This window comes from Prodigiosinella aquatilis, from assembly GCA_030388725.1.
Lineage (GTDB): Bacteria > Pseudomonadota > Gammaproteobacteria > Enterobacterales > Enterobacteriaceae > Prodigiosinella > Prodigiosinella aquatilis.
Genome location: CP128857.1, coordinates 4,101,722 through 4,117,838, shown reverse-complemented (window position 1 = coordinate 4,117,838; position 16,117 = coordinate 4,101,722). Strand labels below are relative to the sequence as shown.

Annotated in this window: 13 protein-coding genes; 6 read left to right on the top strand and 7 right to left on the bottom strand. The window is 50.2% G+C overall.

Going from position 1 to position 16,117, the window contains the following annotated elements:
* Positions 1 to 73 precede the first annotated feature (73 nt).
* The 4 genes from PCO85_19230 to PCO85_19215 form a co-directional block, all read right to left on the bottom strand.
* Positions 74 to 1,393, bottom strand: a complete 1,320-nt coding sequence (locus PCO85_19230; protein ID WJV53275.1) for an MFS transporter — start codon at positions 1,391 to 1,393, stop codon at positions 74 to 76.
* A gap of 83 nt (positions 1,394 to 1,476) precedes the next feature.
* A complete protein-coding gene (locus PCO85_19225) occupies positions 1,477 to 2,427 on the bottom strand; it encodes a phosphoglycerate dehydrogenase (GenBank protein WJV56142.1) in 951 nt (316 codons plus the stop codon).
* A 39-nt stretch (positions 2,428 to 2,466) separates the two neighbouring features.
* Complete coding sequence (locus PCO85_19220; GenBank protein ID WJV53274.1) at positions 2,467 to 3,357, bottom strand: dihydrodipicolinate synthase family protein; 891 nt, start codon at positions 3,355 to 3,357, stop codon at positions 2,467 to 2,469.
* A 40-nt stretch (positions 3,358 to 3,397) separates the two neighbouring features.
* Positions 3,398 to 4,534, bottom strand: a complete 1,137-nt coding sequence (locus PCO85_19215; GenBank protein ID WJV53273.1) for an iron-containing alcohol dehydrogenase — start codon at positions 4,532 to 4,534, stop codon at positions 3,398 to 3,400.
* 217 nt (positions 4,535 to 4,751) lie between these two features.
* Here PCO85_19215 and PCO85_19210 point away from each other — a divergent pair, with 217 nt between their 5' ends.
* From PCO85_19210 to PCO85_19200, 3 genes are read left to right on the top strand one after another with little or no spacing between them, the layout of a single operon-like run.
* Positions 4,752 to 6,059 (top strand): four-carbon acid sugar kinase family protein, encoded by a 1,308-nt coding sequence (locus tag PCO85_19210; protein WJV53272.1) that lies wholly within the window; start codon positions 4,752 to 4,754, stop codon positions 6,057 to 6,059.
* Complete coding sequence (locus PCO85_19205; GenBank protein WJV53271.1) at positions 6,052 to 7,032, top strand: D-threonate 4-phosphate dehydrogenase; 981 nt, start codon at positions 6,052 to 6,054, stop codon at positions 7,030 to 7,032. The genes PCO85_19210 and PCO85_19205 overlap by 8 nt, the downstream gene beginning before the upstream one ends.
* Positions 7,033 to 7,065: 33 nt before the next feature.
* Positions 7,066 to 7,884 carry a DeoR/GlpR family DNA-binding transcription regulator gene (locus PCO85_19200; protein WJV53270.1) on the top strand — a complete coding sequence of 273 codons (819 nt, stop codon included), beginning with the start codon at positions 7,066 to 7,068 and terminating at the stop codon, positions 7,882 to 7,884.
* A 374-nt stretch (positions 7,885 to 8,258) separates the two neighbouring features.
* Here PCO85_19200 and PCO85_19195 read toward each other — a convergent pair whose 3' ends face one another.
* The 3 genes from PCO85_19195 to PCO85_19185 all read right to left on the bottom strand — a co-directional run bounded on the left by PCO85_19195 (position 8,259) and on the right by PCO85_19185 (position 10,515).
* Positions 8,259 to 8,390, bottom strand: coding sequence for a hypothetical protein (locus PCO85_19195; protein ID WJV53269.1), 132 nt, complete (start codon positions 8,388 to 8,390; stop codon positions 8,259 to 8,261).
* A gap of 93 nt (positions 8,391 to 8,483) precedes the next feature.
* Entirely contained in the window at positions 8,484 to 9,491 is a 1,008-nt protein-coding gene (locus PCO85_19190) for a LacI family DNA-binding transcriptional regulator (GenBank protein WJV53268.1), read from the bottom strand.
* Positions 9,492 to 9,588: 97 nt separating this feature from the next.
* A complete protein-coding gene (locus tag PCO85_19185) occupies positions 9,589 to 10,515 on the bottom strand; it encodes an ROK family protein (GenBank protein ID WJV53267.1) in 927 nt (308 codons plus the stop codon).
* 771 nt (positions 10,516 to 11,286) lie between these two features.
* Between PCO85_19185 and PCO85_19180 the strand changes: the two genes are divergently transcribed.
* The 3 genes from PCO85_19180 (at position 11,287) to PCO85_19170 (ending at position 16,033) form a co-directional block, all read left to right on the top strand.
* Positions 11,287 to 12,204 (top strand): dihydrodipicolinate synthase family protein, encoded by a 918-nt coding sequence (locus tag PCO85_19180; GenBank protein ID WJV53266.1) that lies wholly within the window; start codon positions 11,287 to 11,289, stop codon positions 12,202 to 12,204.
* A gap of 204 nt (positions 12,205 to 12,408) precedes the next feature.
* Positions 12,409 to 14,376, top strand: a complete 1,968-nt coding sequence (locus tag PCO85_19175) for a YjhG/YagF family D-xylonate dehydratase (protein WJV53265.1) — start codon at positions 12,409 to 12,411, stop codon at positions 14,374 to 14,376.
* A 310-nt stretch (positions 14,377 to 14,686) separates the two neighbouring features.
* Complete coding sequence (locus PCO85_19170) at positions 14,687 to 16,033, top strand: gluconate:H+ symporter (GenBank protein WJV53264.1); 1,347 nt, start codon at positions 14,687 to 14,689, stop codon at positions 16,031 to 16,033.
* The last annotated feature ends 84 nt before the right edge of the window (positions 16,034 to 16,117 follow it).

Below are 16,117 nucleotides of genomic sequence, written 5' to 3'. Positions count from 1 at the left end.
GTACTGAAAGAGAGTACGGTCAAAGCCACAAACCGTACTCTCTGAGTATTTGTGTGCTTACCTTGCTGATTGGTCAAGCTCTTCCCATCGATAACTGATGTGTTGAAGGCGCATCGGGATCCTCGATTGGCTCAACTTTTCCCATGAGGAGTAGGTAGTTCAGGATACCGATTGCTACTAACACGGAGGAGAAGACTAACGCCCAGGTGAAGGAGCCTGTGGTGGCCACAATAGCTCCGGTTACAACCGGCCCGATAGCCCCCCCCATATTGGAAACGCTGTTTTGCAGACCGGCGACCACAGAAACGCTGTTTTTGGGGGCCACGTCACCGGGTAATGCCCAGACCTGAGAAGCAGCGACTGTGGTGCCCGACTTTGCTACGCACAGTAAGAAAACAGTCATAGATACCGAATCGGTGAAGGGAGCAATACCAATGCAGAGCGCCATCAATAGCCCAATAGTTAAAAACAGCTTACGGGTGGTGGTCAGCGATAATATTTTTTTATGTATTATCCGGTCGGATGCCCAGCCAGCTATGATTTCGACAATCATGCCGCACAACAGAGGTAGGGCAGCAATCATCCCCATTTTGATAAAATCCATTCCTTTATCCTTTACCAGATAGGTCGGTAACCAGGTGATAAAGAAGTAGGAGGTGTAGTTGATAGTGAAGAAACCAATGCACATGGCCCAGATATTGCGATAGCGCAGTAATTTGTACCACTTCATTGGACGAACGCTTCTATCACCATGTTTACGGGCCTGACCATCACGGATCAAGCGCACTTCCTGTTGGCTGATTGTCTTATGCTCTTCCGGGTTTTCCGAGTATATAAAATACCAGGCAATCACCCACAGTAGACCGACAGAACCGATGATCAGAAAAGTCAGTCGCCAGTCGAACATGTAGATCATCCAGACGATCAGTGGCATGGCCACAGCACCACCAAATTTTGATGCACTGTCGAATAGACCGGAGACGGTAGCTCGTTCTTTATCCGGGAACCAGCGAGCAGTGATTCCGGCGTTACTGGGATAAGCTGCCGCCTCGCCCACTCCTAGAGCCAGACGCAATGCCAGTAGGGATTTGAAACCGGTTGAGAGCCCCATCATTGAGGTGGCAATAGACCACCAGGCAACGGCTAATCCCAGCCCCTTTTTTTGGCCGAAGCGATCGGCAAACCAGCCAGCGGGAATTTGCAGTAGAGCATAGGACCAGAAAAATGCGGCCATAATAAAGCCCATTGTTTCGGGATTCAGACTCAGTTCATCAATAAGATGCGGTGCAGCGGCAGAGAGCACGGTACGGTCAATATAGTTAATAGCAATTGCCAGCCACATCAAGCATGCAATCCACCAGCGGATATGGGTGTTACCTGTATGAGAAGTCATAGTCATAGCCCTGTACAGAGATTATTATTAGCTGAATCAATGTTCAGCTTTTTGTCGGTGAGGAGGCGGTGCCCCAGGCTTATTTACAGATTGTTCATCACATTGACGGGAGGCTGCTGCTGCTTCACACATTGAATAATTTGCTGCACACAACGGGCGCTGATGGCGCTGATGGCCCCGTCGGTATATCCCGCGATATGTGAGGTGGGAATGAAATTAGTCAGGGAAAATAGCGGATGCTCAGTCAGCGGTTCATGCTCAAAAACGTCGGCGGCGGCACCAGCGATGGTGTTGTCAATCAGCGCCTGATAAAGGTCGCTTTCGTTGATCACGCCGCCTCGTGACACGTTGATCAAAAAAGCCGATTGCTTCATTTGGCGCAGACGCACGGCATTAAACAGATGGTGTGTCTCATTCGTCAACGGTGTATGCAGGGTGATAAAATCACTCTGCTCTGTCAGCTCATCCAGAGAAACAAACTGAATGTTATATTCATCGGCAAACTGTTGATCGGGATAAAAATCGAAAGCCAGCACTCGCATATTGAAACCGTTTGCCCGCAGAGCTACCTGTTTGCCAATGTTCCCCAGACCGATAATGCCCAGCGTTTTTCCATAAACATCAGTGGCAAAAATACGTGGCCAGCGACCGGCGCGAGTCTCCAGCGCTGCCGTTGTCACTTGACGTGCTGCATTGAGAATTAATGCAAGGGTAAAGTCGGCAACCGCATGCTTGTTGGCGTCGGGAACGTTGGTTACATAAATGCCTCTGTCCCTGGTAGCTTGCAAATCGATATTGTCGACACCTACGCCATGTTTGCAGATGATTTTCAACTGTGGGGCAAGATCCAGCAACGTATCACTGACGTCGGTAAACGCCACAATCAGTGCCACGGCATCAGCCAGGTGCGGCTTAAGTGCTTTTAACGGTGCATCTGTAGGCAGAGTAATCAGTTCAAAACCCTGTTCCTGTAACACAGTGATCGGCTGTGGATCATATTTGGCAAAAGAAGGGGAGGTACAGATCACTTTCATCATGTTTTTCCTGATGTTAAAGCAGGCAACACTCTGCCGCTAAATGATTGAACAATATTGATTGACGATCTGGTGGATCCGCTGCTCTTCTTCGGCGCTGAAACACACGGGATAGCGGCTCACGCCAACATCCTGGCCCATCAACGTCAGCGCCTTTTTCACCACAGCCGGGGAGAAGGCGACGGCATAGAGCGTTTTGCGTAATTCGCTAACCTGTTCCTGAGCGAGTTTCGAGCCTTCAATGTTGCCAGCATGAAAACGCTGCCAGATTTGACTGATAGCTTCAGGAGCAACGTTGGCCAGCCCAGAAATACAGGCTGAACAGCCGTCGACAAATCCTTGATGGATCAATGAATCCGGGCCGTTCAGTACATCAAAGCCCGGCATATCTTTGACGGCATTGAGAAAACCGCTCAGGCTTTCATAGCTGCCAGCACTGTCTTTGATGCCGATGATATTGGGATGGTCCGCCAGAATGCGGGCGGTTTCAGGGTGGATCGTATTGCCGGTACGGGCTGGAATGTTGTAGAGAAATATCGGTACGGTTAACGCATCCGCGACAGCGCGATAATGGGCGATTAACTCTTCCTGTTTGAGTGGCACAAAGTACGGTGTGATGACGGAGACGGCATCGACACCCAGCGCAGCGATTCGTTTACCTAACTTGATGGTCTCCCTGGTCGAAATTTCACCAATGTGTGCCACTACTGGCACGTTACCGGCCACTTCATCGACACAAGCCGCAGTGACCGCCACTTTTTCATCGGTGTGCAATACAAAAAACTCACCATTGGTGCCATTACAAAAAACCCCGTTGCCGTATTGCATCTGGCGTCGTACCTGATGGCGCATGGCTGAAGGACTGAATTCACCTTGCTCGTCAAATGGCGTGACAACTGCTGTCAGTACGCCGGTAATACGTTTATTCATTTGTGTTTCCTCGTCGTTCTCATTATCCGAAGATGAAGGCTTAAAACAGTGTTAAATAGATATCGCGAACGTCATCAGCGCTGACGGTGGTCGGTACGTTCTTCATTAAACGCTGTACCTGTAAGGCTGACTCCACCAGATAAGGCAGGTGCTCTTTGTCGATACCCAGTTGTTGCAGTGAGGCCGGTAAATTCAGACGTTTCACCAGTGCGGTGAAATAACTGACCAACTCTTGGGCTTTCTGTGAAGCATTAAGGGACAGATCTGCGTCCGGTAGCAGATCGTAAGCCTGTGCAAATTTTTCCTGAGCCGCTGGCTGGACGAAACGCATGCAGGGTGCCAGCAGAATGGCGTTAGCTACGCCATGTGGTATGTGATATTTGCCGCCAAGGGGATAAGACATCGCGTGTACCAGGTGAGTGCCGGAATGAGCGATGGCTGCACCGCCGTAATATGAGGCCCATAGCATGTTGAGCCGGGCTTCCAGATTTTCCGGTTCGCGTACCGCTGTTTCGATGTTGGCAAACAGTTTCTTTAATCCTATCAGGGCATAGTTGTCTCCCACCGGATTGGAGACGGTGGCGGTGAAGCATTCAATCAGATGGCACAGCGCATCAATGCCGGTTGATGCGGCAATGTGCGGCGGCATGCTAGTGGTCAATTCTGGTACCAAAGCAACGTAATCCGGCAACATCATGGGAGTGATGATCCCGACTTTGGTTTCTTGTTCCGGGATAGCCAGAATGGCATTCGGGGTGGCTTCGGAACCGGTTCCTGCTGTGGTGGGAATAAGCAGGGAAACGGTGCGTCGGGTGGGTTTTATTCCGGCGAGCAAGGCTTCCAACGTAATGGTTGTATCACCGGCACACAGCAAAGAAAGCAGCTTGGCGACATCCAGTACACTGCCCCCGCCAACACCAATCACTGCATCAACGCCGGTGGCGGTAAGCTGATTCAGGATTGCTTCCACATCATGCTGGCTGGGCTCAGCCGGTACATTATCAATCAAAGATAGTTGCGGTACGTTGTTCTTTATCTGTGTGATCAGCGTTTGAACACCGGGTAATCCCACAATATTTTTGTCAGTAACCAGTAGTGCGTGCCGCTTGCCATTCAAGAGGTAGCGAATGTCCTGTAGTGACTGATGACCACTGATGATGGTGCTGTTGATATTCATGCTAATTACCTTGCCTGTTTTTACTGTTACATCAGCATAATAGTGATGATTTTTATCAGTCATTATGACTTCTTATGATCAAAATGAACCGTTAATTGCCACATTATGGGGGTAATTTATAGATTAAATTCATATTTGATAATTTGATATTGCTCACATATAATCAAATATGATTTTATATGATCATAATCAGGTAATCACAAGGCGGGGATTGGGTATGCCGAAAGGGCAGGATGTAACCCAGGTAGAAGTAACCCAGGTATTGGTCGTCGCGGATGATTTCACTGGTGCCAATGATGCGGGCGTTGAATTGTCACTCCGTGGCGCTCGGGTCAATGTGGTATTTGATGTCAACAAACTGCATGGTGATTTGCTGAGCGATGTGACCGTCATTAATACTGACAGCCGCGCGCACTCGGCATCATCGGCGTCAGAGCTTACCGTACAGGCGGTGAGTGCCTGGTTGAAGGCCGGTGGTCGGGGCTGGATCGTGAAAAAAATAGATTCGACTCTGCGAGGCAATCCAGGTGCGGAAATCGAAGCGGTTCTACAGGTGGCAGATATTCCACTGGCACTGGTCGTTCCCGCATCGCCGTCTCTTGGCCGTATTACTCGCGATGGGCAAGTGTGGGTCAATGGGCGTCTGTTAACCGACACAGAATTTGCCAGCGACCCAAAAACACCAGTGTGTTCTGCATCCGTAGGCATGCGTCTGGCCGAGCAAAGTCGTTTACGTCAGGCCGAGATACATTTGAGTGAATTACGTCACATTGACCTCGCCGCACATTTGCGGACGTTGGCACAGTGTGGTGTCCGGTTGGTGATTATAGATGCAGAAAATCAGAATGACCTCGATAACGTCATTCATGCCGCCAACCAGTTATGTTTTAAACCTTTGCTGGTCGGTTCTGGCGGGCTGAGTGAAGCACTGGCGAAACGGATCCGTTTCTCTTCATCAGTCAATCAATCGGTACTGGCCGTTATCGGATCTATGAGTGAAATCGCTCAAAAACAGATAATTACTGTCAGTCAGCATCAAAAAGCGGTGCTGATTGATATCGATATCAATCTATTTTTCGGGGATTCTCTGGCTGAAAACGCCGAGCGTTGGGCGTATGACGCCGTGTCTGCGCTTCGGCACGGGCAACACTGCCTTCTTCGTACCTGCCATCACGATCATCAACGTTTTGATGTCGACCGTGTCTGTCAGCAACAGCATTTAAGTCGTCAACAACTGGGGGATGTCATCAGCCAATTTCTGGGTGAGCTGACACGTAATATTGTCAAGCAGCACTTACCGGGTGGGCTCTATTTATCAGGTGGCGATATAGCGATTGCTGTTGCAGTAGCGTTGGGTGCCAGCGGTTTTCAGATTAAAGGGCAAATAGACTCCTGTGTGCCGTGGGGGCGGTTTTTGGACAGTATTGTCGGTGATATCCCCGTAATGACTAAAGCGGGAGGGTTTGGGAATGAAACCACCTTGCTGCACGTTTTACGTTTTATTGAGGAGAGAGTGAGTGAGTAAAATTATTGCAGTAACGATGGGAGATCCTGCCGGTATTGGCCCTGAAATCATCATAAAATCGTTAGTCGCGGGAGAGTTGTCTGGTGCCCCGGCGGTGGTGATTGGCTGTGTACAAACGTTGCGCCGTATCCAGATGCTGAATGTGGTTCCTCATGTGGAGTTGAATGTTATCGATCGACCGGCTGATGCGCGGTTCACGCCTGGTATTATCAACGTGATTGATGAGCCGCTGGACGATCCACAGGCATTGCAACCGGGAAAAGTTCAGGCGCAGTCGGGTGATCTGGCTTTTCGTTGCGTGAAACGGGCAACGGAACTGGCAATGGCTGGTGAGGTTTATGCGATTGCTACCGCGCCGTTGAATAAGGAGGCGCTGCATTCCGCCGGGCATCTGTATCCGGGGCACACCGAATTACTGGCGAAGCTGACCAACAGCCGGGATTACGCTATGGTGCTATATACCGACAAGCTGAAAGTGATCCATGTTTCCACTCATATCGCGCTGCGGAAATTCCTCGACACGCTGAGTCGGGAACGTGTTGAAACCGTGATTGCGATGGCTGATACTTTCCTCAAACGCGTTGGTTTTACCCACCCGCGTATCGCTGTAGCCGGGGTAAATCCGCATGCGGGTGAAAACGGCTTGTTTGGTGACGAAGAAATCAATATCGTCATGCCTTCGGTTGAGGCGATGAGAGCGAAAGGCATTGATGTCTATGGCCCTTGTCCACCGGATACGGTGTATTTGCAGGCTTATGAAGGTCAATATGACATGGTGGTGGCGATGTATCACGATCAGGGACATATTCCGCTCAAGCTATTGGGTTTCTATGACGGGGTGAATATTACCGCAGGTCTGCCGTTTATCCGCACCTCAGCGGACCACGGCACGGCGTTTGATATTGCCTGGACAGGAAAAGCGAAGTCTGAGAGCATGGCCATCTCAATCAAGCTGGCTATGCAACTGGCTTGATTCATCAGGATAACTGAGTAAACGGATATCGTTGTGGGGCAAACATTGAGTGATATTTCCCGCGTGAGCGGGGATAGGGTTAAAGGGCAAAGTCGTCAGGACCAGATTATGGATTATTTGAAAAGCCATAATCTGGTGACGGTAGATGAACTGGTTGCTGTCATTGATGCTTCCCCGGCGACCATTCGTCGTGATCTGATAAAGTTGGATGAGCAAGGCGTGATCAGCCGTAGTCACGGCGGCGTAACGCTCAACCGCTTTATTCCTTCCCAGCCGACCACTAATGAAAAACTACAGCGCAATCTGGCGGAAAAACAGGCGATTGCCCGTTATGCCGCCACGCTAGTACAGCCGGGCAGCGCCGTGGTGCTGGATGCCGGCACCACCATGCTGGAATTGGCACGTAACCTGACGCATCTGCCGTTGCGGGTGATCACCGCTGATTTGCAAATCGCATTGTTTTTGTCAGAATTCAAGCAGATTGAGGTTACGATCATCGGTGGTCGTATCGACGATAGCAGTCAGTCCTGTATTGGCGAGCATGGTCGGCGTCTGTTGCGCAGCGTATATCCAGATATTGCGTTTATCAGCTGTAATTCGTGGAGTCTGGAAAAAGGCATTACCACGCCGACGGAAGAAAAGGCAGGGATCAAACAGGACCTGGGGCTGAATGCCAGCCGACGAGTCTTGCTGGCGGACAGCAGTAAGTACGGTGCCTATTCCCTGTTTTGCGTGTCGCCGCTTACTACACTGTCAGACATTATTACTGATAGTGGATTGCCGCCAGATATTCAGCGTCAATTGCAGGCGCAGCCGTTTAATCTGCAACTGGTGGATGTTAATTCCCGTTGATTTACTGGTATATAAGACAATATTTCAGTGGCCTGCGGATAGACAATCCCTTGATCCATATTGTCAATTTCCTGTTCCACCTCCACCTTTCCGGCATGACCCCCCACGGGAAAAATAGGATGCAACCCGACAGGTAGTTGACAGTCCCGTCGGGCAATCAGTGTCAGACTAAAATCTACGCAACCGTTTTCCGCCAGCATGATGGTGCGTTGCCGCTCTGCCAGCGGATAATCTTGTGGAAAATGGGAGTTAAGTTGTACCCGGTTATTTTCAACCGCAGTAATTTCCCACTCGCCGTTTACCGGCAGTCCAGGTGGAGTATGGTGGTAATAGTTATGATCATCCTGTTCGGTATGCCCGAAGGGAACACCGACTCATTCTCTCGCTAGTCGATACATTAGCGGCGGTTGATCCGTACACGCTTGCGGATTATCCAGCCAGTGAGCGCGATAGAGTACCAATATGGCCTGTGGTGTATCCGGCCGGAAGGTTAACGTATTCAGCATGCCGCCAGCACTGCCGACTTCGGCGCAAAGCAGGCCATCATGGCTGTTCAGGATAACGGAACGAGCGACTCCTGATGGTAAGAAACGGATAAATCAGTGTGTCAGGTTGTCGTGTTGGTCTTCGCCGGCACTTTTTCTGACGATCAGTGTCACGGCCAACTGTCGTTGTTCCTCTAGTGGTGCGGCATTCAGCAACAGTTGCAATCCCTGTCGCCCCAGCTCAGCTTTATCAATGGCGATGGTCGTCAATGGTGGATGTGACACCCGGGCCGTTTCAATATCGTCAAAACCGACAACCGCGACATCTTCCGGTACGCTCAAACCATGTTGCTGGCAGACGCGTATCGCAATCAGCGCTGCTGAATCATTATAGGCAAAGATGGCGTCTGGCCGCTGCGGAAGCGCCAGCAATTCTTCCACCGCGTTGATCAGTGATGTTTCGGTATCCAGCAATGGTGGGGCTATCACTTCATATTCCGGTGAGGTCAACAGTTTTGCCTCATATAGCGCCTGTCGGTAGCCTTTTTCACGCAAACGAATACTGTAATGGGCCAGACTGCTGGCCAGAAAGGCGATACGTGTACGACCCTGTTCAATCAGGTGTCGGGTGGCCAGATAACCGCCCTGCACATTATCGGGGTTGACGCTGGGTAGATTGGGGGACCACAGATCAATCAGCGCCAGCGGCAATTGCATGCTTTGTAGCACGGCGAGCAACTCCGGTTCAAAAAAACCGGCGCACAGCAAGGCATCTGGATCATGGCGGCGCACCTGTTCTTCAATTGCATCAGTTGGGCCAAGGGCCAGAAAACTGAGTGCTATCCCTTCTTCACGACAGGCATTCTCCACTCCGAGCAGTAACGGTGAGTAGAAAGACAGGGCGCTGGAGATATTGTGCTGACGATGTAGCAGGAACAATACGCGGCGGATTTTATCACTGCGTAAGCGGGTAAAGTCATAGCCTTGTTGCTGAGCGATAGTAAGAATACGTTGCCGGGTTTCATCTTTCAGACCTGGTTGTCCTTTCAGCGCACGGGATACCGCACCTGCCGACATACCTGCTTGCGTGGCAATGTCTCTTATTCTTATCCGCTTGGTCATGCGTTTCCTTAGTGTCCGGTTTATCGACGGTCGTGGCTTGTTTGGGTTGGATAAGACTGTTCACGGTCAGATTAATAATCAATGACGGGGAAATGTATCATAAAGCGATACACGCGGCTGCATGTGTCTGACCCAACCAGGCCGCGCCGCGCACGCCACTACTATCGCCATGTTGTGCGGCGACAATCGGCGTCACGAAGGTATTGCTGAAGATATGGCGGGCCACTTGTTGCTCCAGTCCATGATAGAGCGCTCGACAGTTGGAAAGCCCGCCACCTATCACAAACACATCAGGGTCGAGCAGGTTTACTACACTGGCCAGCGAACGGGCCAACTGATCCTGAAACAGCGCAAAATGGGTACAAGCGTCAGTGTTCCCAGCTTCCACAGCGGCCATGATTTCCACGGCACTCAGCATGGTGTTATGCCGCAAGTTGTAGCGTTGTGCCAGACCGGTGCCGGAAATAAATGACTCGGTACAATTAACTTTACCGCAGTAACAGGTGACCGATGGGCCATCCTGATCCGGCGTGTAACGCGGCAACGCGTTGTGTCCCCATTCGCCAGCGTTGCGATTGCGCCCATCGATAATCTGCTGATTGACCGCAATACCACCGCCGCAGCCAGTGCCGAGAATAACCCCGAACACGGTGGCGTAGCCTTTAGCGGCGCCGTCAATCGCCTCCGATAGTGTAAAACAGTTAGCATCATTGCTGATGGCAACCGGTTGTTTGACATAGGCTTCCAGCATAGCTGGCAGTGGTTGCTGGTTGATGACCAGGATATTGGAGTTCTTGATCTTTCCGTTACTGACTTCCACCGTGCCGGGTAAACCGATGCCAATGCTGAAAGGTGCGCCAAGTGCCTGGCGCGTTTCATCAATGATTGTGCACAGATGCTGAAAGAAAACGTGATAGCTGCGTTTTACTGTTGCATGGCGCTGTCGGTAAACCACCTCGCCGTGTGAATCCAGCACCACGGCTTCTATTTTTGAACCACCGATATCAATACCCAGACTTAACATGTTCTTTAGCTCCTGCTCGGGACGGTGCACTGGCTGAGGTGCCGCATAGGACGCAGAAAAGTTTACTGCTAAATGTTTACTAAACACAATTTAATTTATACGTACCTCACATTAGTGCGCATTACATTAATATGTTTATTTTCATGTGGATATATATTTTTATGAAAATATGCCGTGAAAATAACGTTGCTAACGTGAACCATCTCACGAAAGTAATATTATTAAAAACACAATGTTTACTAAACATTATGTGGATACTATTAAATAAACACCTGCTGGTAACGCAGGCTGCGATGTTTATGATTATCCATGATACTTAAATGGGGTAATCAATGATCCCCGGCCAGTGGATAACGTCTGAACAAGTAATTCATCCACTTTTCGCCTGACCAGTAATGTCTGCTTCATCGTATCGCTATGCTGAAGCAGCAGGCATCACTCATACCACTGAGCCCTCCACAATAAACGCCGTATTGATACGGCATTTTTTATATATAATTTATATATATCAATATATTATAAAAATACGATGACGTTTGTTGGTTATTGCACTCGTATTTTATTTTGTGATCTGCAAGCCATTTCCAGGACTTATCATCAGCATGGTTATTTACTCACCACAAATTGGGGTGGTAGTATCGTTTCGTTAATGTAGAACATGGTTCTATAATATAAAACAAAATATCAATGAAGATCGACTGACACATATCGATTGTTGTGGTCAGGCGATGCCTTCCCTTCTCTACGTTTGATGATGTAAGGAGCGGTTAAATGAGTTCTGCCACAAAATTTGCCGGGATTATTCCCCCGGTATCCTCGATCTTTTCTACGGATGGATCACTGGATGAAGCGGGCATGCAGCGGGTTATCGACAATCTGATTGCGGCTGGCGTCAATGGCTTGTTTTTTCTCGGCACCGGTGGCGAATTTTCGCAGATGTCGGCGGCTGAACGTATGCAACTGGCGGAAGTGGCTGTCCGTATCGTGAATAAGCGCGTACCGGTGCTGATTGGTGTAGGCAGTACCAATACCCGTGAAGCCGTAGCGCTGAGCCAGCATGCGCAATTGGCCGGTGCCGATGCCATCGTGGCTATCAATCCGTATTACTGGCAAATTACTGAAGAAAATGTATTTGGCTATTACGGTGCGATTGCCCAGGCGGTAACGTTGCCGATCATTCTGTATAACTTTCCGAAGCTCACCGGACAGGATCTTTATCCTGATTTGGTAAAACGCCTCGTCGATGCGTATGCCAATATTGTCGGCATTAAAGACACCATCAATTCGGTTGCCCATCTGCGCGACATGATCACCATCGTCAAGGCGGCACATCCAAATTTCAGCGTATTCTGCGGATTTGACGACCACTTGCTCAATACATTGCTGTTGGGAGGTGATGGCGCTATTTCCGCCAGCAGCAACTTTGCTCCGCAACTGTCGGTTGCGCTTTATCAGGCGGTCTGTGCCGGTGATGCGATTCAGGCGATGGAAAAACATAAAATTATTCTGCAATTGCCGCGGCTTTATCAGATAGACAGCCCATTTGTTAACGTAGTGAAAGAGGCGATGTGCCTGTGTGGTCTGGATATTTCCACCACCTGTTTACCTCCCACCCAACCCTTGAATGCGGCACGAAAAGCGCAGGTAAAACAAACGTTGGTTGATGCGGGTGTTTTGCCAAGGGAATGATATATGCCCGTTGTCTTTCAAATTGCAGGTGTGTTGGCTGCGTTTATGTCCCGAATCACTTACTTGAGTAAGTTCATCGGGACGCTCTCTTGCCGCCTTCCTGTATTTTGAAATCTATTGGGTATAACGCTGCGGATGGGCGTCGTTACCATCGTTACCCATGAAAATGATAATGATCATTCAATACTGATAAGTGAATAAGCCATGTCTATTTCGACTATTTTTAATCACGATAATGCACAGATCTACGATATTCATACGCACGCTGCCGGGCCGCAAGGGGCTTTGCCGCTGACGCCGGAAATGCTCATCGATTCGCCAAGCGGCAATATCTTTGGTCTGACACTCAATGCCGGTATGGGGTGGGACCCGAACAAGATGCTGGGCAGCGAAGTGCTGATCCTGGGCACGCAGGGCGGGATCCGTAACACCGACGGTTCACCAGTTGCGTTGGGATACCACACCGGTCACTGGGAAATCGGTATGCAAATGCGTGCCGCCGCCGAAGAAGTGACCCGTCATCACGGTGTACCGTTTGCGGGTTATATCAGCGATCCCTGTGATGGCCGTTCGCAGGGAACCACCGGAATGTTCGATTCTCTGCCGTACCGTAATGATGCGGCGATCGTGTTCCGTCGTCTGATTCGCTCACTGCCCACCCGCAAAGCGGTGATCGGCGTCGCTACCTGCGATAAGGGCTTGCCGGCAATGATGATTGCTCTGGCGTCTATGCACCGGTTGCCGACGATTATTGTACCGGGCGGCGCAACGTTGCCACCAACTCATGGGGACGACGCCGGTAAAGTGCAGACAATAGGTGCGCGCTTCTCCCACCATGAATTGACTCTGCAAGAGGCGTCGGAACTCGGCTGTCGTGCTTGTGCGTCACCGGGAGGCGGATGCCAATTTCTTGGCACGGCTGGCACATCGCAGGTTGTGGCGGAAGGATTGGGCATGGCGTTACCCCATTCGGCGCTGGCTCCTTCGGGGCAAGAAGTGTGGCTGGAGATTGCACGTCAGTCTGCGCGTGCGGCACTCATACTGGAACGTAAAGGATTGACGACCCGAGATATCCTGACCGATAAAGCCATCGAAAATGCGATGACTGTCCATGCGGCCTTCGGTGGCTCGACGAATTTACTGTTGCATATTCCGGCCATTGCTCACGCGGCAGGATGCCGTATACCTACGGTGGCGCAGTGGACCGCCGTCAACAGCCGGGTTCCGCGTCTGGTCAGTGTGCTGCCTAATGGCCCGGTCTATCATCCGACGGTGCGGGCGTTTCTTGCCGGTGGCGTACCGGAAGTGATGCTCCATCTGCGCCAACTGGGATTGCTGCATGAAGATGTGCTGACGGTTACCGGTGAAACACTGGGCGCCAATCTGGATTGGTGGGAAAAATCGGAACGACGGGCGATATTCCGCCAGCGTTTGCAGGAGCTGGATGGTATTCATCCTGACGAGGTGATCATGAGTCCGCAGCAGGCGCATGATAAAGGACTGACCTCGACCATCACGTTCCCGGTGGGAAACATCGCGCCGGAAGGTGCCGTCATCAAATCCACGGCTATCGATGCCTCGGTCGTGGGGGTGGATGGTGTCTACCGTCATACCGGGAAAGCTAATGTCTTTACCTCTGAAGCACAGGCGATCAAGGTGATCAAACAGGATGAGGTCCATGCTGGCGATATTATGGTGATCATGGGCGGTGGGCCATCCGGCACCGGTATGGAAGAGACTTATCAAGTGACTTCCGCACTGAAGCATCTACCTTATGGTAAACATGTTTCGCTGATTACCGACGCCCGTTTTTCTGGTGTTTCCACCGGCGCCTGTATTGGTCATGTCGGGCCTGAAGCGTTGGTCGGTGGCCCGATTGGAAAACTACGTGATGGTGATCTGATTGAAATTATTATTGATCGTGATCGGCTGGTGGGGTCGGTTAATTTTATCGGCAGTGAACAACAACCGCTAACGCCGGAAGAGGGTGCGGCTGTGCTGGCCCAGCGCCATTCTCATCCTGATTTGATGCCTCATCCTGAATTGCCCGATGATACCCGCTTATGGTCGGCACTACAGGCCGTCAGCGGCGGGACCTGGAAAGGGTGCATTTATGATACCGATGAAATTATCCGTGTGTTACAGGCGGGGATGGCTGCGTTGAATAAATAATTCCACCACAGATAAAAATAAATCAGTCTGACTGAAGATCAATATGGCGCGATAACTCCCTTCTCTCTTTGGAGATAATAGGCGGTTATCCGTCATAGCCCATTACGCTGTTTTTTTATCTTTGTTTTTATCTCTAATGATTTTAAAGATGAAAAAAAGATGTGCCAATTCGACTGCAATTTTAAAGATGAATAATGCATCCATTACATGATCAATTAATTATGGAGGGGAATACTGCTTATCACCAGGGAAATATAAATAACGATGATAAATCTTACCTTTAATACTATAAAAATCTGGAGTTAATAATATGCCACTGCTTATTGTTTGCATCGGTATCGTTGTTCTGCTTATTTTAATTATGAAGTTAAAATTAAATACTTTTGTTTCATTGCTTATTGTGGCCTTTGGGGTTGCACTGGCTCTGGGGATCCCTTTTAACGGTGTCATTAAATCAATCGAAACCGGGTTGGGGGGAACTCTGGGCCATATTGCACTTATTTTCGGCGTCGGGGCCATGTTGGGAAAACTGATTGCTGACGCAGGGGGCGCGCACCGTATTGCGGTAACCTTGATCCATAAATTTGGTGAACGTCATATTCAGTGGGCCGTGGTTATTTCCTCCTTTATTGTCGGCATCGCGCTATTTTTCGAAGTCGGCCTGGTACTGCTGATTCCCATATTATTCACTATTTCCCGGCAACTGAATGTTTCTATTCTTCATTTGGGAATACCTATGGCGGCGGCGCTATTAGTGACTCACGGCTTTCTGCCGCCGCATCCCGGCCCGACCATGATTGCCGGTGAATATGGCGCGGATATTGGTACGGTGCTGCTTTACGGTATTCTTGTCGGCGCACCGGTTGTCGTGTTGGCCGGCCCGGTATTCAACCGAGTGGCGAAAGTCATTGTGCCAGAAGGCTTCAAAAAAACCGGAAATATTGATTCACTGGGAACACTCAAAAATTTCCAGTTGGAGGATACACCGGGATTTAAGATCAGTATTTTTACCGCCATGTTGCCGGTAATATTAATGTCGATAGCGACCATCGTTTCCATGATTCAACAGGAAACCGGGTTGGTGGATAATTCTGCGCTGGCATTAATTAAACTGCTGGGGAATGCTTCTGTCGCGATGGTGATTTCGTTGCTGTTCGCCATCTATTCCATGGGCTTGTCCCGGGGAATAGCGATGAAAGATCTGATGGCGTCGTGCGGTGTGGCGGCGGCTAATATCGGTATCATGCTGTTGATTATTGGCGGCGGTGGCGCGTTTAAGCAGGTACTGATTGATGGCGGTGTCGGGAAATATGTGGCTGAGCTATTTTCCGGCTCTTCGGCGTCCCCGATTCTGCTTGCCTGGAGTGTTGCGGCGATTCTGCGTATTTCTCTGGGATCTGCCACTGTGGCGGCCATCTCCACCGCCGGGCTGGTCATTCCGACCTTGGCGCAGAGTCATGCCAATCTGGCGCTGGTCACGTTGGCTACCGGGGCAGGCAGTGCGATAGCCTCTCACGTCAACGATGCGGGCTTTTGGATGATAAAAGAGTATTTCGGCCTGACTATGAAGGAGACGTTCGCTACCTGGACGCTGCTATCGACCATTGTTTCGGTTGCCGGACTGGCTCTGATTTTGCTGCTTGATATGGTGGTCTGATTAAATGCCCGCCTAATCGACGGCTTGTCTGACTAACGACTCTGGTGCGAAGAGCGGTTTCCCGTTTATCCACCAGAGTCACGG